The following is an 18,343-nucleotide window of genomic DNA, read 5'->3' as shown; positions in this document are numbered from 1 at the left end:
GCCGGGGTGTCCCGAAAACTAGCCAGCAGGTTCTCCCGTTGGGGGTTACTGGGCTGAACGACCCGGGGCGCGGTCCTTAACTTTGGGTGTCGCCGGACGGGCGGTCGCCGCACGGGTGGTCGCCCGACGGGTGGTCGCCGTTGGGGGCGGGAGCGCCCACGGCGCCCGGGGCCAGCGGCAGCGAGATCACGAACCGCACCCCGGGGTCGCCGTCCTTGACGTCCTCGACCCTGATGGAGCCGCCGTGGGCCTCCACCACCTCGCGGGCGATGGCCAGGCCGAGGCCCGTGCCGCCCCGGTCGCGGCTGCGCGCCGCGTCGGTACGGTAGAACCGCTCGAAGATCCGCTCGCGGTCCACCTCGGGGATCGGACTGCCGTCGTTGCGCACGTACAGGACGGCCGCGTCCTCGGTGCGCTCGACCCGCACGCAGACCACCGACAGCGCGTGCCGCTCGGCGTTGTCGAGCAGGTTCGCCACCACTCGGGCGAGGTGGCGGCGCGTGGCCCTGACCGTCACCCCCGGGGTGCTGTGGAGGTGGGTCGGCAGCTGCGCCGACCGCCGCTCCACCTCGTCGACGACCAGATGGGACAGGTCGACCTCCTCCCTGGCGGCCTCGGGAACCGTGAGGACCCGCGCGAGCAGGAGCAGGTCGGCGACGATCGCCTCCAGGCGCTCGGTGTCGCGCAGCGCGGCGCAGAGCGCCTCGCAGGTGTCCTCGGGATGCAGCCGCGCGCTCTCCAACTGGGCCCGGATCCCGGCGATGGGGGTGAGCAGTTCGTGCGAGGCGTCGGCGGCGAACTGCCGCTGCCGCTGGATCGAGGTGTCCAGCCGGGACAGCGCGTCGTTGGCCGCCTGAGCCAGCCGGGAGAACTCGTCGTCGCCGGGCGGCTCGGGCACCCGGCCGCCGGGGTTCCTCTCGGAGATCTCGGCGAGTTCCGACCGGATCGCCTCCACCGGCCGCAGCGCGCGGCCCGTCACGTTGTAGGCCGTCCAGCCCGCGAGCGCGGCGAGCAGCAGTGCGGCCAGGAGCAGCGCCGGCAGGGTGACGGACATGCCGAAGATCGCCGGGGCCGCCCGGCCCGCGTAGACGGAGTAGGAGCCGGACTCCGGGGAGAGCCGCAGCACCGTGACGTAGAGGCAGTCGCGCCCGGAGGGCGAGCAGACCGTCGTCTGGGTGACCTCGCGGTCGGGGGCAGGGCGTAACGGGCTCAGGCGGGGCACGCTCTTGGCCGCCGTGCTCTCGGCGATGATCCGGCCGTCCGGTCCCGCCACCTCGATCAGGTTGATGTCGTTCCCGCCGGTCGATATGGGGTTGCGCAGGTGCCCGTCGCGAATCTGCTCGGCGATGTGGGTGGCGGTGTCCAGGCTCCGGTCCCAGATGCGGTCCGCGACCATGTCGCATATGAGCACGTGCACCACGAGCGCGAGCGGGATCAGCAGGATCGCCGCCGTCCCGGTGGCGAGGAGCGCCAGCCGGGCCCGCAGTGAAGGGGAGCACCAGGGGAGGAGCATTACCCGAGGCTACTTATGGTCATCCTTAGGGAAACTCGCACCATCGAAAAGCTCACCCCAAATTTCCCCAAATCCTGGTAATGCGTGCAACCGGACGCGGGGTCCCGTGGCCCGGCGGCCTCCCCCTGCGGCGTCCTCATGGTGTTTGAGTGAACACCGCGACCGTGCGGGCGGGCACGGCCAGCGTGCCGGTCGCCGGATCCGCCGACGCCTGCCGGACCACCGGGTCGTCCGACGCCGCCTGCACGGGGTGGAGCGCGACACGGGCGCCCTTCAGCGCGGGAACGGCAGGTGCGGCGGTCTTCCCGGTGGCGTTGAACACCACGTAGATCGCCTGGTTCTCGGGATCGACGCCGGTGGCGTCGATGCGCATGACGATCACGCCGGGGGCGCCGGACGGCGGGAAGGAGACCCGCCTGCCGATCTCCGCGGCGGAGCCCAGCGAGAAGGCGGGGGAGGAGCGGCGGATGCGCAGGAGCTCGCCGAACCTCGCCCGGGCCGCTCCGATCGCCGCGCAGCCGGGCCGCAGCGCGGGGTCGGCCAGCAGGGGCCGCGCGTACGGCCAGCGGGCCTCGTTGTCCTTCGCGGGCGGCAGGCCGCCGCCGAAACCGTTCCCCTGTGCTGATTCGGGCCCTTCGGGGCGGCAGTCCCACAGCAGGCGGTTGAACCAGTCGCCCGAGTCGTAGGAGTTGCGGTCGAGCGACTTGGACCGCAGCCGCTCGCTGCCGGCGTGGACGAACGCGGTGCCCTGCCCGAGCAGGACCGTCGCCAGCGACAGCGACTGCATCCTGACCCGGTCGGCCATCGGGGTGTCCTTCGGCAGCTTGAAGGCGAGCGCGTCGAACAGCGTCTCGTTGTCGTGGGCGTCCACGTAGGTCACCGTGTCGCCGGGCGCGGCGGCGTACCCGGCGGGGCCGCCGTTGTAGCCGACCTCCGACCCCTTCACGGGCGTGCCGGACGACCCCGTGAAGGTGAAGTCGCGCAGGTTGCCCGCCAGTCCGAGCTTCACCAGGTCCTCGTGGTGCGCGAGCCGGTCGCCGGGCTCGTCGCCCAGGCCGGAGCCGAAGCCCCGGACGCCCGGGTCCGCGTCGAACGGCGAGCCGCCGCGCACCGCGTCGCGCAGCCGGTCGCTGAAGGTGCCGATCCCGGTGCCCGCCATGTTCGCCTGGGTGGCCTGCTCGAACCGGGCGCCGTCGGCCACCTCGCCGAAGTTCCAGCCCTCGCCGTACAGAATGATCGACTTGCCGTCCACGCCGTCCTTCCCGGGCGTGAGCGCGTCGAGGGCCTCGCGCACGGCCAGGATGTTCGCCTTGGGGTGGTGGCCCATCAGGTCGAACCGGAACCCGTCGACCTTGTACTCCCTCGCCCACGTGACGATCGAGTCGACGACGAGCCGGCCCATCATCGCGTGCTCCGGGGCGGTGTTCGCGCAGCAGGTGGAGGCGGCCACCGTGCCGTCGTCCATGAGCCGGTGGTAGTAGCCGGGGACGACGCGGTCGAGCACGCTGGTGGGCTCCTGCCCGGCGGCGTGGGTGTGGTTGTAGACGACGTCCATGACCACCCGCAGGCCCGCGCCGTTCAGCCCCGCGACCATCTCGCGGAACTCCTTGATCCTCCGGTCCGGGTCGGTCGCGTACGAGCCCTCGGGCGCGGTGTGGTGCAGGGGATCGTAGCCCCAGTTGAACGAGTCCTTCGCGGCGGTCTCCGCGATGCACGCCTGCTGCCGGTCGGAGTCCGGCGGCAGCGCGGCCAGGTCGCAGCGGGGCTCGGTGCGATCGGCCTTCCGGTCGGGCACGGTGGCGAAGTCGAAGACCGGCAGCAGGTGGACGTGGGTCAGCCCGTCCTCAGCCAGCCTCCGCAGCTCGGTCATCCCGGCGCTGCCGGTCTGGGTGAACGCCTTGTACGTGCCGCGCTCGGCGGCCGGCACGGTGGCGTCGGAGGCCGAGAAGTCGCGCACGTGCAGTTCGTAGATCGTCGCCTGGTCCTGGCGCACCGCCGGGGGCTTCTTCAGCGCCGTCCACCCTTGGGGCCGCAGCGACGGGTCGTCCAGGTCGACGATCTGGCTGCGCCCCGAGCCCGCCGAGACCGACAGGCTGTAGGGGTCGGTCACCTCGTTGGTCACGATCTTCCCGGCGGCCGGAGCGTAGACGGTGACGAGGTAGGTGTAGTGCCTGCCCCGCCACGACTCCGGGCCGTCGGCCGACCACACGCCCGTCGCGTCGTCCCTGCGCATCCGGTGGACCGTCCTGCGATCGGTGGACGGGCCGTCGTAGAGGGCCAGCTCGACCTGCCGCGCGGTCGGCGCCCACACCGCGAGTCCGCCGCCGCCGGTGGGGCCGAGCGGGACCGTCGCGGCCCCGGAGTACAGGTCGTCGAGCACGCCGGGGATCTGCACGCCCGTGGCGGTCAGCAGCGCGCCCGACGGCCCGCGCTCGATCGCCACGACCTGGCCGCGCAGCGCGTCGCGGACGAGGCCGGTGTCGCGCCGGTCCACCGTCAGCGCGCCGTACGCCCCGCCGGGAGACGCGAGGTGCGGCCAGGCGGCCTTCTGGGCGTCGCTGAGCCGTCCGGGCCCGTCGGGGGCAGGCGTCAGGCGGATGAGACGGACGTCCCCGGTCAGGTCGCCCTTGTCGTAGCCGATGTCACCCCGGGGCGAGTAGGCCAGCGCGTAGTGGTTCGCCGCGGTGACCGCGCCCTTCCAGGCGACGGTGTCGCGGTCGATCCACTGGGCCGTGGCCCTGGACAGGCCGGCGTCCGCTCCGGTGGCCGCGGGCTGCGGCGGCAGGTTTCCGTCCACACCTGACAGTTTCCACACATCGTGGCCGGTCACGCTGAGAACTGACGACCTTGTACGGTGAGCGGGGTGCCCCTCGGGGCACGCCGGTGCGGCCGCCGGCCTCGCCGGCTCGTGCAAGGCTTTGCCGCAACTTCCAGAAAGGTTGCCGCCATTTCGCGACCCACCGCCGTAACGGGCGCGAAACGTGTGTCCGACACTGTTGGTGTCGCACGAGAAGGAGGTGGTGGGGATGCTGCTGCGGCTGCGGGTCTCGCTCCCCGACCGGCCCGGGGTGCTCGGCCAGGTGGCCCGCGCTTTCGGGGTGATGGGCGCGGACATCCTGCAGGTCACCGTGCTGGAGCGGCAGGCGGGCCGTGCGGTCGACGACTTCACCGTCTCCTGGTCGGGCGTCTTCGAGCCCGGCGAGCTGCGCGAGCGCATCGGCGTGGTGCCCGGCACGCGGGTGGAGGCCGTGTGGCCGACGCGGGAGGCGCCCGGATCGACCCCCGACTACGACCTGCTCCGGCACGTCGCCGCCGACCCCGACCGGGCGTACGTCACCCTCGTCGACGCGGTGCCCGACCTGGTCAGCGCCGAGTGGGCGGTGGCGGTCGACTCGGCCGACGGCACGATCGTCCACGGAAGCTGGCAGGCCCCCGAGAGCGTGCCCGCGGCCGACCTCACCCCGCTGCGCGCCTCGGCGTTCGAGGAGGGCGGGCTGCACCTGACGAGCGTGCCGATGGACGGTGTGCACCTGGTGGTGGCGCGTTCCCAGGGGCCGGCGTTCCACCGGGCGGAGCTGGACAAGATCGTCCGCCTGGTGGGGATCGTCTCCGTGCTGGCCGGTGGCGTCAGCCGTACCGCGTGACCGTCCTGCCGGACCGGCCTACCGGCGCGGCGGGTCGATGCGGGTGCCGTCCATGGTGAACAGCATGAGCCGGGAGACGTCGACGGCGACCCGGCCGGCGTCGCCCGCGCGCCATACGGGCCGGTTGCCGAGCCTGACGATCAGGTCCGCGCGGCGGTGCGTGCCCGACTGCGCGAGGGCCGGCTGCGGCTCCTCCTCCTCCGCGGGGGCCGATCCGTTCAGCAGGCGGCGCATCATCGACCGGGCCTTGCCGCCGCCTCCGCTGCCGTTCAGCTGGCGGCGGTCCGGCGGTTCGGGCACGTTGACGGCCGGGATCCCGGCCTCCAGGTAGGCGAGCCACTCGTGACCGTGATACTCCAGCGTCCTGACCCGGCCGAAGAACGTCGGGCCCTCCGTCCGCTCCGGCACCGGCACGAGCCCGTCCGGCCGGATCCCCACGATGATCTGCGTGCCGGTGTGCTGCGACACCGCGTACGCCCGTGGATCGGTCCAGGGCATGGTGATCTGATGAGGGCCGAAGTCCAGCATGATGAACTGGTTCTGCGGGGTGCGCACGGTCGCCGCGAGCAGGTTGAGCTGCTGGGAGTTCAGGAACGCGGCGGTGAACGCGGTCGCGGGGTCGTTGTAGACCTGCGCCGGTGTGCCGATGTCCTGCAGCACGCCCCGGTTCATGATGGCGATGCGGTCGGCCAGGGTGAGGGCCTCGACCTGGTCGTGCGTCACGTAGATGGTGGTGACGCCGAGGGCGCGCACCAGCGACGAGATCTCCATGCGCAGTTCGGTGCGCATGCCGGCGTCCAGGTTGGACAGCGGCTCGTCCATCAGGAACAGGGAGGGCTGGCGCACGATCGCGCGGCCCATCGCGACGCGCTGACGCTGGCCGCCGGACAGCGTGCCCGGCCGCCGGTCGAGCGTCTCGTCGATGTGCAGCGCGCGCGACAGCTCGACGACCCGCTGCTTGACCATCGTGGGGTCCGCCTTGGCGATCTCCAGCGGGAACGACAGGTTGCCGCGTACCGTCCGGTGGGGATACAGGGCGCCGTTCTGGAAGACCATCGCGACGTCCCGGTCCCGGGGCGCGAGGTTGTTGGCGAGCTGCCCGCCCAGCCACAGGTCGCCGGAGGTGATCTCCTCCAGGCCCGCGATCATGCGTAGCAGTGTGGACTTCCCGCAGCCCGACGGCCCGAGCAGGACGAGGAGTTCACCCTCTTCCGCGCGCAGGTTCATACGGTCAACCGCGAGGTACCCCCCCGGGTAAATCTTCGTCACGTTGTCGAGGACGACGGTGCTCATGCGCGCTCGTTCCTCCCGGGCAGGCACGCCCGGATCCCCAGCCTTCGGTGTGAATGATGAGGTAGTACATCGCGTCGTAGGCACTCGTGTCCATACGTGTCGTGAAAGATCCGGCATCTACGTGCAACTTCTCGTTACTGGGAACTTTCCCCTTGCTAAAGGCGGCTGTCAGGGTCGCGCCATGACCTCCCCACGCCCCTTTCTGGGGCGTCAAATGTAACGAAATTACGGAAAGTTTCTGAAAGGCCTTTCATCCCGTTCGCACCCCTGTTACGTTCCGCTCAAATCCCCCCTGAGCAAGGAGCGCGACGCCGATGAGGCGACTCCTCACGTCCGCGGCGGTGGCCGCGGCGCTCGCGGACTTCGCGGCCGAACACCCGAGGATCAAGGTCGGCGATGTCAACGTGCCGTTCGCCTGGCTCGGCTGTCTCGCGCCGTTCGGCGGCACGTACAACGGCAGGTCATACGGCGTGCCGCAGGTGACGCACACCTTCGCGCTCCTGTACAACAAGGAACTACTGAAGAAAGCGGGCTACGACGAGCCTCCGGTGACGATGGCCGACCTCAAGAAGGCGGCGCTCGACGTCAGGTCGAAGACCGGAGCGGGCGGCCTCGCCCTGAACGTGGACGCCTACTTCCTGCTTCCGTTCATCTGTGGCGAGGGCGGCGACTTCGCCCGGCCTGGCCGCGTTCTCCTCGTTCATCACCGCCTGGGCGGAGGTCGCGTACGCGACCGCGGTCGTGACGGGCGACGACACGTACACGCTCGCGGTCGGCCTGAGCCGGTTCGTCGGCCGGCACAAGGCGGAGTGGGGCCTGCTCACGGCCTCGTCGGTGCTGATCGCCATCCCGGCGGCCGCCGTCTTCCTGCTCGTCCGGCGCCACCTCGTCACCGGCCTGACGGCCGGCGCGACGAAGGCGTGACCTCATATGAGAATCGGGGGATCCCAATGACCGAACTCGCCGTCCAGCCGTCCGCGGTCACGACCAGGTGGTGGCGCGACGCGGTGATCTACCAGGTGTACGTCCGCAGCTTCGCGGACGGCAACGGCGACGGGATCGGCGACCTGCTCGGCGTGCGCAGCCGCCTGCGGTACCTGGCCGACCTGGGCGTGGACGCGATCTGGCTGACGCCGTTCTACCCCTCGCCGATGGCCGACTTCGGATACGACGTGGCCGACTACCGCGACGTCGATCCGCTCTTCGGCTCGCTGGCGGACGCCCAGGCGCTGATCGCGGACGCCCACCGGCTGGGCCTGCGGGTCATCGTGGACGTGGTGCCCAACCACACCTCCGACCGCCACCCCTGGTTCGAGGCGGCGCTGCGGGCCGGGCCGGGCGGCCCCGCCCGGGAGCGCTACGTCTTCCGGGAGGGCAAGGGCGCGGCGGGCGAGCTGCCGCCCAACGACTGGGAGTCGATCTTCGGCGGGCCCGCCTGGACGCGGGTCGAGGACGGCCAGTGGTACCTGCACCTGTTCGCGAGCGAGCAGCCGGACCTCAACTGGGAGCACCCGGAGGTGCACGAGGAGTTCGCCGACGTGCTGCGGTTCTGGCTCGACCTCGGCGTGGACGGCTTCCGGATCGACGTGGCGCACGGCATGGTCAAGGCGCCGGGCCTGCCCGACGTCGGGGCCTCGGGCCAGGCCGAGATGATCGGCGCGCAGGTCGTGCCGTTCTTCGACCAGGACGGCGTGCACGAGATCCACCGGACGTGGCGCCGCATCCTCGACTCCTACGAGGGCGAGCGGATCGGGGTGGCCGAGGCGTGGGCGCCCTCGCCCGAGCGGCTGGCCAACTACGTCCGCCCCGACGAGCTGCACCAGGCGTTCAACTTCCACTTCCTCAAGACGCCCTGGGACGCGGCGCTCTTCCGGGAGGTCATCGACGAGTCGGTGCGCACGTCGGCGCTGGTGGGCGCGCCCCCGACCTGGGTGCTGTCCAACCACGACGTCAAGCGGCACGTCACCCGCTACGGCGGCGGCGAGCGGGGCCTGCGCAGGGCGCGGGCGGCGGCGCTGCTCATGCTGGCGCTGCCCGGTTCGGCCTACGTCTACCAGGGCGAGGAGCTGGGGCTGCCCGAGGTGCTCGACCTGCCCGAGCGGTACCTGCAGGACCCGCAGCGGCTGCGCGACCCCGACAGCGGGCGCGACGGCTGCCGGGTGCCGCTCCCGTGGACCGTCGCGGGCGAGCCGCCGTACGGCTTCGCCCCGCCGGGAATCTACGAGAGCTGGCTGCCGATGCCGGCCGACTGGCGCGACCTGTCGGTGGAGGCCCAGCTGCGGGACGGCGCGTCGATGCTCAGCCTCTACCGGACCGCCCTCACCCTGAGGCGGAAGCGGCCGGAGCTGGGCGACGGCACCCTGACCTGGACCGGCAGCCCGGCCGGGACGCTCGCGTTCCGCCGCGGCGACGCGTTCGTCTGCGTGCTCAACATGACGCCCGAGTGGGTGGAGATGGAGATGCCGGGCGACCTGCTGCTGGCCAGCGGAGGACCGGAAACCGCCGGCGACGTCGTCCGCCTCGCTCCCGATTCCGCCACCTGGTGGTCCGCGAGAGATGTCTAAAGTGACGCTCATGAACAACACACGGCTCGCCGACATCGCCGCCCAGGCCGGAGTCAGCGAGGCGACGGTGAGCCGTGTGCTCAACGGCAAGGCGGGGGTCTCCCCGGCCACCCGCCAGGCCGTGCTGACGGCCCTCGACCTGATGGGCTACGAGCGGCCCCAGCGGCTGCGCCGGCGCAGCAACGGCCTGATCGGCCTGGTGATCCCGGAGCTCGGCAATCCGATCTTCCCGGCGTTCGCGCAGGCGATGGAGAAGTCGCTGGTCCAGCACGGCTACACGCCGATCCTGTGCACGCAGGAGCCCGGCGGCGCCCCCGAGGACGAGTTCACCGAGATGCTCCTCGACCGGGGGGTGTCCGGCATCGTCTTCGTCTCCGGTCTGCACGCCGACACCACCGCGCGGATGGACCGTTACACCCGGCTCACCGACCGGGGGCTGCCGATCGTGCTGGTCGACGGCTACAACGAGGCCGTCCCGGTGCCGTTCATCTCGCCCGACGACCGGCTCGCCGCCCGCCTGGCCGTGCGGCACCTGGTGGACCTCGGGCACGAGCGCATCGGCCTCGCGCTGGGGCAGCGGCGCTTCGTCCCGGTAATCCGCAAGATCGAGGGCTTCCGTCAGGCGATGGCGCAGCTGCTCGGCCCGGCCGACGTCGACGACCTCATCCAGCACTCGCTGTTCTCCGTCGAGGGCGGGCAGGCCGCCGCCGCGGCGCTGCTCGACCGCGGCTGCACCGGGATCTTCTGCGCGAGCGACCTCATGGCGCTCGGCGCGATCCGCGCCGCCCGCGAGCGCGGGCTGTCAGTGCCCGGGGACGTGTCGGTCGTGGGGTTCGACGACTCGCCGCTGATGGCGTTCACCGACCCGCCGCTGACGACCGTGCGCAAGCCGATCGGGGGGATGGCGGCCGCCGCCGTCGAGACCCTGCTCGAGGAGATCGGCGGCACTCCCGCCAAGCACGTCGAGCTGGTCTACCGGCCCGAGCTCGTGGTGCGCGGCTCCACCGGCTCGGGCCCGCTGGTCAACCGCTGAGACGACGCCGGGCCCGCCACCGCGGGTGAGCGGTCGCGGGCCCGGCACCCATGGACGTTCCCGGGTCGCGGGCACGAGCATGGCCACCGGCTCCGCCGAGGGAGGAAGGACGGACCGGCGAGCTGGGAGAACTCAGGGCGCGCCTACGGACGCAGCGCGGCGGCCTCGGCCGCGAGCTTCTCGATCCTGGCGAAGTCGCCCGCCGTCACCAGGCTGCGCGGCGTGAGCCAGCTTCCGCCGACGCTGCCGACGTTGGGCAGGGCGAGGTAGGCCGGCGCGGTCGACGGGGTGATCCCGCCCGTGGGGCAGAACCGCACGTCGGGCAGCGGGCCGCTCAGCGACTTCAGGTACGCGACGCCGCCGGCCGGCTCGGCCGGGAAGAACTTGAGCTCGCGCACCCCGCGCTCGGCGAGCGTCATGGCCTCGGTGGCCGTGGCGACGCCCGGCAGGAACGGCACACCCCCGGCGATCATGGCCGCGAGCAGGCCCGGCGTGGTGCCGGGGGAGACGAGGAAACGGGCGCCCGCCCAGGTGGCGGCCTCCACGTCGCCGGGCGAGCGCACGGTGCCCGCGCCGACCACGGCCTCCGGCACCTCGGCGGCGATCCGCCGGATCGCGTCGAGGGCGACCGGAGTGCGCAGCGTGACCTCGATGACCGGCAGCCCGCCCGCCACCAGGGCCCGGGCGAGGGGGACGGCGCTTTCGGCGTCGTCGAGGACGACCACCGGGATGACCGGCGCGAGGTCGAGAAGGTTGCTCATCAGTTACCTCCGAAGAGATCCCCGCCTTTGGCCGGGGGAGGAATAGGTACCCTGCGGGCAGGGCAGGCATGGGCGGATGTCACGCCAGCTCCACATCGGGGTTTCGCTGGGCGAGCCAGGCGGCCGCGCCCGTCAGCGCGGGCTGCTCGGCGGTGATCAGAACGGTGGCGATCCCGGCGGCGTACTCCGTCAGCGCCGGCGCGGTCGTCTCGAAGCGGGCCCGGAACGCGCTGCCGGGGATCCGTGAGACCAGGCGGGGAAGCACGCCGCCACCCAGGTACACCCCGCCCCGCGCGCCGAGGGTGAGCGCCACACCGCCGGCGAAACCGCCGAGCAGGGCGAGGAAGACCTCCACGGTCTCCACGCACAGCGGGTCGTCCGAGGAGGTGATCTGTGCCGCCGTCATCTGTGCTGCCTTCATCTGGGCCGCCGTCATCCCGCTCGTCGTGCGGGCCTCGGCCGTGACGCCCCGCACGAGCGCGAGCCCGTGGTGCAGGCGCGGCAGCCCCGTGCCCGACAGCAGGTGCTCGGCGTCCACGTACGGCATGCCGTCGGCGTGCAGCGCCCGGACGATCTCCATCTCCAGGTCCGTGACGACGGGAACCGCCACGTGCCCGCCCTCGCCGGGCACCGGCTGCCAGCCCTCCCGTACGGGCACGAGACCGGCCACCCCGAGCCCCGTGCCGGGTCCGAGCACGGCCTTCGTCAGGCCGGCGGCCGGCGGCGGCCCGCCGAGCGGCACGAGATCGTCCCCCGCCAGATGCGGCAGCGAGATCGCCAGCGCCTCGAAGTCGTTGAGCAGCACCGTTCGCGGGATGCCGAGTTCCTTCACCGACCCCGACCACCCCGCGTTCGTCAGCCGGTACCGGTCGTCTTCGACCGGACCGGCGATCGCCAGGCACGCGGCCCCCGGCCGAACTCCGCCCGCATGGTCTGCGAGATAGGCGGCTACGGCATCGGCAAGGCCGAGATGCTGGGAAACGTCGAGTACGGCTACCGCGTCCGGCTGCCCTCCGGGTCGGGTCACCAAACCGAACCTGGCGTTGGTTCCGCCGATGTCCGCGACCAGCCAGGGAAGGCTCACGCGGCACCTCCGAAGACGCTCGCCCCGCGCTCGGCCGGGCCGACCGTGCGGCGGAAGGAGGCGAACAGCTCGCGGCCGGTGCCGGCCCACTGCTCGTCGGTCAGCGGGGCGCCCCCCGGCGTACGGCCGGTGAGGTCGGCCAGCACGGTGAGCGTCCCTGCGGCCGAGTCGAGGCGGATCACGTCGCCGTCGCGCACCAGCGCGATCGGCCCGCCGTCGGCGGCCTCGGGGGACAGGTGGATCGCCGCGGGGACCTTCCCCGAGGCGCCGGACATGCGGCCGTCGGTGACGATGGCCACCTGCTGGCCGCGGTCGAGCAGGACGGCCAGCGGTGGCGTGAGCTTGTGCAGCTCCGGCATGCCGTTGGCCTGGGGGCCCTGGTAGCGGACGACCGCGACGAAGTCCTGCCCGTCGAGCTCGCCCCGCTCGAACGCGGTGAGCAGGTCGAGCTGGTCGTCGAACACCTTGGCGGGGGCCTCGATCACCAGGTGCGCGGGCTTGACGGCGGAGACCTTGCTCACGGCCCGGCCCAGGTTGCCCGACAGCATGTGGATGCCCCCGTCGGGGGAGAACGGCTCGGCGACCGGCCGCAGGACCTCGGTGTCGGCGCTGGGCTCTGTCCGCTCCTGCCACACCAGCGCGCCCTCCTTGAGCGCCGGTGCCGATCGGTAGAGGGCGAGGCCGCGCCCGGCGACCGTGAGCACGTCCTCGTGGAGCAGCCCGGCGTCCAGCAGGTCGCCGATGAACACCGGCATGCCGCCCGCGGCCTGGAAGTGGTTCACGTCGGCCTGGCCGTTGGGGTACATGCGGGTGATCAGCGGCACGACCTTGGACAGGGCCGCCATGTCGTCCCAGGTCAGCTCGATGCCGGCGGCCGCCGCCATGGCCACCAGGTGCATGGTGTGGTTGGTGGAGCCGCCGGAGGCGAGCAGCGCGACGACCGCGTTGACGATCGCCTTCTCGTCCACGATCTCGGCGACGGGGGTGTACTCCGCGCCGTGCGGGGTGATCTCGACCGCCCGCCGGGCCGCCGCCCCGGTCAGCGCGTGCCGCAGCTCGGTGTGCGGGTTGACGAACGTCGCCCCCGGCAGGTGGAGGCCCATGACCTCCATGAGGAGCTGGTTGGAGTTGGCGGTGCCGTAGAAGGTGCAGGTGCCGGGGGAGTGGTAGGACGCCGCCTCGGCGTCGAGCATCTCCAGGCGGCCGATCTTGCCTTCGGCGAAGGACTGCCGCGCCCTGGCCTTGACCTTGTTGGGCAGGCCCGAGGTCATCGGCCCGGCGGGGACGAATATCGCCGGTAAGTGCCCGAAGTGCAGGGCGCCGATGAGCAGCCCCGGGACGATCTTGTCGCAGACCCCGAGCAGCAGGGTCGCGTCGAACATGTCGTGCGACAGCGCGATCGCGGTCGCCATCGCGATCACGTCGCGGCTGTAGAGCGACAGCTCCATGCCCGCCCGGCCCTGGGTGACGCCGTCGCACATCGCGGGCACGCCGCCCGCCACCTGCGCCACGCCGCCGGCCTCCCGGACCGCCCGCTTCAGCTCTGGCGGGTAGGTCTCGTACGGCTGGTGCGCCGACAGCATGTCGTTGTACGACGTCACGATGGCCACGCCCGGCTTCGCCGTACCGCGCAGATCGAGCTTGTCCTCGGCCGGCGCGGCGGCGAAGCCGTGGGCGAGGTTGGCGCAGCCGAGCCGCCCCCGGGCCGGCCCCCGCTCACGCAGTTCGGCCCCGGCGCGGCGCACCCGCTTCAGGTAGGCTCCGCGGCTTTCGCGGCTCCGCGCGACCACGCGATCAGTGACCTCGGTGATAACGGGGTTCGTCACGGAAGGTCCTCCTCCTGCCGGGGCCGCCGTGAGGCGGGGTCCAACGCGTCCCGGGGCTGTCGCCTCGGGACGTGTGCCCGGCGTGACGTCCGGTCCCCTTCAGTGGATCGGGCACCAGGTGTCGATCGGGCACGGATGGGACAGTATCCGGAAGTTATGCGACTTTTCAAGCTCACTTATGTAACTCAAAATGAATAAGTCATTGAACTTAGGTGAGCTTCTGTGCTTCACTTACGCTCGATGTCACGTCTAGCCACCACCGGTGAGGTCCTCCAGCTCATCCGGAGCGGGGAGGCGGTGACGCGTGCCGACATCGGTCGTGTGACGGGCCTGTCCCGCCCCGCCGTCGCGCATCGCGTCGCCGATCTCCTCCAGCGCGGGCTGATCCTGGAGGACGCCGACGGGCCGTCCACCGGAGGCCGCCCGCCCATGCGGCTGCGCTTCGCCGCCTCCGGGGGAGTCGTCCCGGTGGCCTCGCTCGGCGCCCGCCGCACCCAGATCGCGCTGTGCGACCTCGCGGGCGAGGTGCTGCAGCGCACCGACCTGGACATCGACGTCGAGGAGGGGCCGGACGTGGTCCTGCCCCTGCTCATGGACACCTGGGAGAAGCTGCTCGACGGGCGCGACGACGTCGTCGGCATCGGGCTGGGCGTGCCGGCGACGGTGGAGTTCGCCGCCGGACGGGTCGAGAGCGCCCGCGTGATGGCCAGCTGGACCGGCGTGGTGATCCCGCCGATCATCGCCGAGCGCTTCCGCGTGCCGGTGCTCGTGGACAACGACGTGAACGTCATCGCGATGGGCGAGCACCGGGTCGTCTACGCCGCCGAACTCGACGACCTGCTGTTCGTGAAGGTCTCCACCCGGATCGGTGCGGGAGTGATCTCCGGCGGCGGCATCCTGCGCGGCGCGCTCGGCGCGGCCGGGGAGATGGGGCACATCCCCGTGCGGGACGGCGGGGGCGTGCTGTGCCGCTGCGGCAACCTCGACTGCGTCGACTCGGTCGCCAGCGGCACCGCGATCCTGCGCGACCTGCGGGCCAAGGGCCGTGACGTGACGTCGCTCGCCGACGTGACCGCCCTGGTCCGGGCCGGCGACGCGGAGACCATGGCCGTGGTGCGGCAGGCCGGTCGCTGGCTGGGCGAGGTCATCTCCGGCGCGGTCAACCTGCTCAACCCCGCCGTCGTGGTCCTCGGCGGCGACGTCGCCGAGATGTTCCAGCCGCTGGTGTCGGGCGTGCGCGAGGTCGTTTACCGGCGCTCCACCCAGCTCGCGACCCGCAGCCTGCGGATCGAGCGCAGCCGCCTCGGGCCCGGCGCGGGCATCACCGGCTGCGCACTCATGGTCCTCGACCACGTCCTGTCGGCCCGGGCCGTCGACGCCGCCGCCCGCTGACCACCCCGCGCCGGCCCCGTGTCGCCGTCCCGTGTCGCCGTCCCGTGTCGCCGTCCCGTGTCGCCGTCCCGTGTCGCCGTCCCGGAGGAGGACGTCGGGATCGAGCACGACCATCAGCGCGGGGCCGACGGCGTCGGCCAGCAGGGCGCGGTGGCACTAGGCTCTGTGCCGATCTTCCAGTCCCCCAGGAGTCCTTCGTGCGTGAACGTGTCCGTCGCCTGCTCGAGTCGCGGCGGTTCCAGCAGTCGATCACCGTGGTGATCCTCTTCAACGCGGCCACGCTGGGTGTCGAGACCTCCGCCGAGGCGGTCGCCCGGTACGGCACGGAACTGCACGTCGCCGACCATGTCGCCCTGTACGTCTTCGTGGCGGAGATCCTGGCCAAGATCTACGTCTACGGGTGGCGGTTCCTCCGCGACGCCTGGAACGTCTTCGACCTGCTGATCATCGGCTTCTCGTTCCTCCCCACGGCGGGCGGCCTGTCGGTGCTGCGGGCGCTGCGCGTCCTGCGGGCGCTGCGGCTGATCTCGGTGGTGCCGTCGCTGCGGCGGGTGGTCTCCGCGCTGCTCACCGCGATCCCCGGGATGACCTCGATCGTCGTCCTGCTCGGCCTCGTCCTGTACGTCGCCGCCGTCATGGGCACCAAGCTGTACGGCGCCGCGGCGCCCGACTACTTCGGCGACCTGCCCACGTCGCTCTACACGTTGTTCCAGGTCATGACGGGCGACGGCTGGTCGGAGATCAACCGGCAGTTGATGGAGAGTCATCCCTCGTCGTGGATCTACTTTGTCGTGTTCGTGCTGATCTGCACCTTCGTCGTCCTGAATCTCTTCATCGCGGTCGTGGTGAGCGCGATGGAGGAGGAGGCCAGGGACGACCGCTCGACGCTCGCCGAGCTGTCGGCCCTGCGCGAGGAGATCAGGAGCCTGCGCGAGAGCCTGGGCGATGATCGTCGCTTGGTAAACTCCGCGCATGCGGCTTCCGACGGACGCTGAGATCCGTGCCCTGCACGTGAAACACGCGCCCACGCAGGAAGCGTTCGAGCTCGTGCACACGCACTGCCGGATCGTCTGCGCGATCGCCCTGCGACTGGCCGACCGCGCCGGGCTCGGCGTGAACGCCGAGTTGGTGCGGGCCGGAAGCCTGCTGCACGACATCGGGGTCTACCCGCTCTACGGCGAGGACGGACGGCTCGACCACGCGGGCTACGTGCGCCACGGGATCCTCGGCCACGAACTGCTCCGCGCGGAGGGCCTGCCCGAGATCCTGTGCCGGTTCTGCTCTCACCACACGGGTGTGGGGATCAGCCGGGAGGACGTGCTGCGGCAGGGCCTGCCGCTGCCGCCCCGCGACTATCTCGCGGAGTCGGCCGAGGAAGAGCTTGTGATGTTCGCCGACAAGTTCCACAGCAAGACCGATCCGCCGAGATTCGTCACCGCCGGCGCCTACGCGGCCCACGTCCGCCGGTACGGCGACGACAAGGCCGAGGCGTTCGCGTCCATGTGCGCGGCCTTCGGCGTCCCCGACCTGCTGCCGCTCGCCGCCGCGTACGGCCACGAGATCGTGTGACCAGCGACCGGTGACCGCCGTGGGCCGCGAGGGCTACGGCGTCAGCACGATCCTGCCGAACACCTCGCCGGCGTCCATCTTCCGGTGCGCCGGCACGGCCTGCTCCAGCGGCAGCACTTCGTGCACCACCGTGCGCAACTCGCCCCGGCTCGCGGCGGCGAACTGCTCGGCCCTCACCGCACGCCGGGAGGGCCCGGCGACCGTGTCGGCGCTGAAGGTGGCGAACGTCAGCGACCTGCGGAACGCCGCCATCATCGCCGTACCGAAGTCCGCCGGCGGCTGGCCCGCGACCGCGCCGACGACCACCAGGCGGCCGTTCGGGTTGAGCTTGCCGAAGAAGGACGGCAGGTCCGGGCCGGCGACGACGTCGATGATGACGTCGTAACCCGCGGGAGCGTCCGCGGCCCCCTCGCCGGAGCGGTTCAGCACGTGGGTCGCGCCGAGCTCGCGCAGGCGCTCGCCCCGCTCGGCCGACGACGTCGTGACCGCCACCGCGCCGGCGCCGTCACGTGCCGCGAGCTGGACCGTCATGATTCCGATGCTGCCGGCCGCGCCGCGCACCAGCACCGACTCGCCGGCGGCGAAGCGGGCGTGGGAGAGGCCGAAGTGGGCCACCACACCGGAGCTGCCGAGCGTCACCGCGTTGACGGCGGACAGGTTCACGGGGAGCGGAAGGATCTCCTCGACCGGTGCGACCGCCTGTTCGACGTAGCCGCCGCCCACGCCGGTGAACGCCCACACCCGCCGGCCGATCCATGAGGTGTCGACGTCGTCGCCCGCGGCGATCACGGTGCCCGCCACCTCGCTGCCGGGGATGTGGCCCTCCTCGAAACCGTAGGCGGCCAGGGCGCCGCTTCGAATCACGGCGTCCGCGCCGCCGACGCCGATCGCCTCGGTGGCGATCAGCACCTGCCCGGCGGCGGGGGCCGGGGTGGGAAGGTCGATGACCGCCAGGCCCTGGGGGCCTCCGAACTCCTGGATCACCACTGCTCTCAAGGTCGTCTCCACATTCCTGGATCGCTTTGCACTGGCTTCGGACCGTAACGGACGCCGCCGTCCGTTTAGCTAAAGTGAGAGCCGTGACCGGACGTTCGCCTCAGATCCTGCGTTCCGACGCCCTGGACAACCGTGAGCGCATCCTCGACGCGGCTCGCGCGCTGTTCGCGGCCGAAGGTCTCGACGTCCCGATGCGGGAGATCGCCCGGCGCGCCGGAGTCGGCCCCGCCACCCTGTATCGCCGTTTCCCGACCAAGCAGATGCTGGTCACCGAGGTCTTCACGGACGAGATGCGCGCGTGCCACGCCATCGTCGACGAGGGGCGTGCCGAACCGGATCCGTGGCGCGGTTTCCGCCTCGTCATCGAGAAGATCTGCGAGCTGCACGCCCGCAACCGAGGCTTCACCGACGCCTTCATGTCGGCCCACCCCAAGGAGGTGGACCTCGCGGCGAGCCGTGAGCAGACGCTGAACGCGATCGCCGAACTCGCCCGCCGGGCCAAGAAGACGGGCCACCTGCGCGCCGACTTCGTCCTCGACGACCTGATCCTCATGCTCATGGCTCACCGGGGCATCCGCGCCACCTCGGCCGCCGCCCGGCTCACGGCCTCCCGGCGCTTCGCCGCGCTGATGATCCAGGCGTTCCAGGCCTGACCGGCCGCGCGAGAC

At 72.0% G+C, this 18,343-nt stretch carries 15 protein-coding genes and 1 pseudogene; 9 read left to right on the top strand and 7 right to left on the bottom strand.

The window, feature by feature from the left end; all coding sequences use genetic code 11:
* Positions 1–76: 76 nt before the first annotated feature.
* The gene (locus ACGFIB_RS34470; RefSeq protein WP_393377521.1) at positions 77–1,513 is read right to left on the bottom strand and encodes a sensor histidine kinase; all 1,437 of its coding nucleotides are present in this window, start codon (positions 1,511–1,513) and stop codon (positions 77–79) included.
* 136 nt (positions 1,514–1,649) lie between these two features.
* The gene (gene pulA / locus ACGFIB_RS34465; RefSeq protein ID WP_393377519.1) at positions 1,650–4,310 is read right to left on the bottom strand and encodes a pullulanase-type alpha-1,6-glucosidase; all 2,661 of its coding nucleotides are present in this window, start codon (positions 4,308–4,310) and stop codon (positions 1,650–1,652) included.
* Positions 4,311–4,512: 202 nt separating this feature from the next.
* Between pulA and ACGFIB_RS34460 the strand changes: the two genes are divergently transcribed.
* Positions 4,513–5,157, top strand: a complete 645-nt coding sequence (locus ACGFIB_RS34460) for an ACT domain-containing protein (protein WP_229689858.1) — start codon at positions 4,513–4,515, stop codon at positions 5,155–5,157.
* Between the two features lie 18 nt (positions 5,158–5,175).
* On the opposite strand, the gene ACGFIB_RS34455 is transcribed toward ACGFIB_RS34460, so the two are convergent.
* A complete protein-coding gene (locus ACGFIB_RS34455) occupies positions 5,176–6,450 on the bottom strand; it encodes an ABC transporter ATP-binding protein (protein ID WP_393377516.1) in 1,275 nt (424 codons plus the stop codon).
* Between the two features lie 314 nt (positions 6,451–6,764).
* Here ACGFIB_RS34455 and ACGFIB_RS34450 point away from each other — a divergent pair.
* The 4 genes and pseudogenes from ACGFIB_RS34450 to ACGFIB_RS34435 all read left to right on the top strand — a co-directional run.
* Positions 6,765–7,067 (top strand): annotated as a pseudogene (locus tag ACGFIB_RS34450) (extracellular solute-binding protein); the annotation flags it as partial.
* Between the two features lie 37 nt (positions 7,068–7,104).
* Positions 7,105–7,374: a hypothetical protein gene (locus ACGFIB_RS34445; protein ID WP_357264243.1), complete on the top strand. Its 270-nt coding sequence runs from the start codon at positions 7,105–7,107 to the stop codon at positions 7,372–7,374.
* Between the two features lie 26 nt (positions 7,375–7,400).
* Positions 7,401–9,014 (top strand): glycoside hydrolase family 13 protein, encoded by a 1,614-nt coding sequence (locus tag ACGFIB_RS34440; protein ID WP_393377657.1) that lies wholly within the window; start codon positions 7,401–7,403, stop codon positions 9,012–9,014.
* Between the two features lie 10 nt (positions 9,015–9,024).
* Entirely contained in the window at positions 9,025–10,047 is a 1,023-nt protein-coding gene (locus tag ACGFIB_RS34435) for a LacI family DNA-binding transcriptional regulator (RefSeq protein WP_393377513.1), read from the top strand.
* Between the two features lie 143 nt (positions 10,048–10,190).
* Here the strand turns inward: ACGFIB_RS34435 and eda are convergent, their stop codons facing one another.
* The 3 genes from eda to edd all read right to left on the bottom strand — a co-directional run bounded on the left by eda (position 10,191) and on the right by edd (position 13,718).
* Positions 10,191–10,808, bottom strand: coding sequence for a bifunctional 4-hydroxy-2-oxoglutarate aldolase/2-dehydro-3-deoxy-phosphogluconate aldolase (eda, locus tag ACGFIB_RS34430; protein WP_393377511.1), 618 nt, complete (start codon positions 10,806–10,808; stop codon positions 10,191–10,193).
* Positions 10,809–10,887: 79 nt separating this feature from the next.
* On the bottom strand, positions 10,888–11,892 hold the full coding sequence (locus ACGFIB_RS34425; protein ID WP_393377508.1) for a glucokinase: 1,005 nt from the start codon (positions 11,890–11,892) through the stop codon (positions 10,888–10,890).
* Entirely contained in the window at positions 11,889–13,718 is a 1,830-nt protein-coding gene (edd, locus tag ACGFIB_RS34420) for a phosphogluconate dehydratase (protein WP_142572789.1), read from the bottom strand. The genes ACGFIB_RS34425 and edd overlap by 4 nt, the downstream gene beginning before the upstream one ends.
* Positions 13,719–13,958: 240 nt before the next feature.
* On the opposite strand from edd, the gene ACGFIB_RS34415 reads away from it, so the two are divergent.
* The 3 genes from ACGFIB_RS34415 to ACGFIB_RS34405 all read left to right on the top strand — a co-directional run bounded on the left by ACGFIB_RS34415 (position 13,959) and on the right by ACGFIB_RS34405 (position 16,679).
* Positions 13,959–15,110 (top strand): ROK family transcriptional regulator, encoded by a 1,152-nt coding sequence (locus tag ACGFIB_RS34415; RefSeq protein ID WP_142572792.1) that lies wholly within the window; start codon positions 13,959–13,961, stop codon positions 15,108–15,110.
* A gap of 197 nt (positions 15,111–15,307) precedes the next feature.
* Entirely contained in the window at positions 15,308–16,105 is a 798-nt protein-coding gene (locus ACGFIB_RS34410) for an ion transporter (RefSeq protein WP_189105034.1), read from the top strand.
* On the top strand, positions 16,083–16,679 hold the full coding sequence (locus ACGFIB_RS34405; RefSeq protein ID WP_393377504.1) for an HD domain-containing protein: 597 nt from the start codon (positions 16,083–16,085) through the stop codon (positions 16,677–16,679). Before ACGFIB_RS34410 ends, ACGFIB_RS34405 begins: the two co-directional genes overlap by 23 nt.
* 33 nt (positions 16,680–16,712) lie before the next feature.
* Here ACGFIB_RS34405 and ACGFIB_RS34400 read toward each other — a convergent pair whose 3' ends face one another.
* On the bottom strand, positions 16,713–17,666 hold the full coding sequence (locus ACGFIB_RS34400; RefSeq protein ID WP_393377654.1) for a zinc-dependent alcohol dehydrogenase family protein: 954 nt from the start codon (positions 17,664–17,666) through the stop codon (positions 16,713–16,715).
* 92 nt (positions 17,667–17,758) lie between these two features.
* Here ACGFIB_RS34400 and ACGFIB_RS34395 point away from each other — a divergent pair, with 92 nt between their 5' ends.
* Entirely contained in the window at positions 17,759–18,328 is a 570-nt protein-coding gene (locus ACGFIB_RS34395; protein ID WP_142572798.1) for a TetR/AcrR family transcriptional regulator, read from the top strand.
* The last annotated feature ends 15 nt before the right edge of the window (positions 18,329–18,343 follow it).

The organism is Microbispora bryophytorum, from assembly GCF_043197435.1.
In the GTDB taxonomy this organism is placed as follows: domain Bacteria; phylum Actinomycetota; class Actinomycetes; order Streptosporangiales; family Streptosporangiaceae; genus Microbispora; species Microbispora bryophytorum.
This window is presented reverse-complemented; position numbering and strand designations above follow the sequence as displayed.

Bases quoted from the DNA above. Each gene is read 5' to 3' on its own strand.
- ACGFIB_RS34470 (WP_393377521.1), bottom strand. From the start codon at position 1,513: ATGCTCCTCCCCTGGTGCTCCCCTTCACTGCGGGCCCGGCTGGCGCTC.
- ACGFIB_RS34455 (WP_393377516.1), bottom strand. From the start codon at position 6,450: ATGAGCACCGTCGTCCTCGACAACGTGACGAAGATTTACCCGGGGGGG.
- ACGFIB_RS34440 (WP_393377657.1), top strand. From the start codon at position 7,401: ATGACCGAACTCGCCGTCCAGCCGTCCGCGGTCACGACCAGGTGGTGG.
- ACGFIB_RS34435 (WP_393377513.1), top strand. From the start codon at position 9,025: ATGAACAACACACGGCTCGCCGACATCGCCGCCCAGGCCGGAGTCAGC.
- eda (WP_393377511.1), bottom strand. From the start codon at position 10,808: ATGAGCAACCTTCTCGACCTCGCGCCGGTCATCCCGGTGGTCGTCCTC.
- ACGFIB_RS34415 (WP_142572792.1), top strand. From the start codon at position 13,959: ATGTCACGTCTAGCCACCACCGGTGAGGTCCTCCAGCTCATCCGGAGC.
- ACGFIB_RS34405 (WP_393377504.1), top strand. From the start codon at position 16,083: ATGCGGCTTCCGACGGACGCTGAGATCCGTGCCCTGCACGTGAAACAC.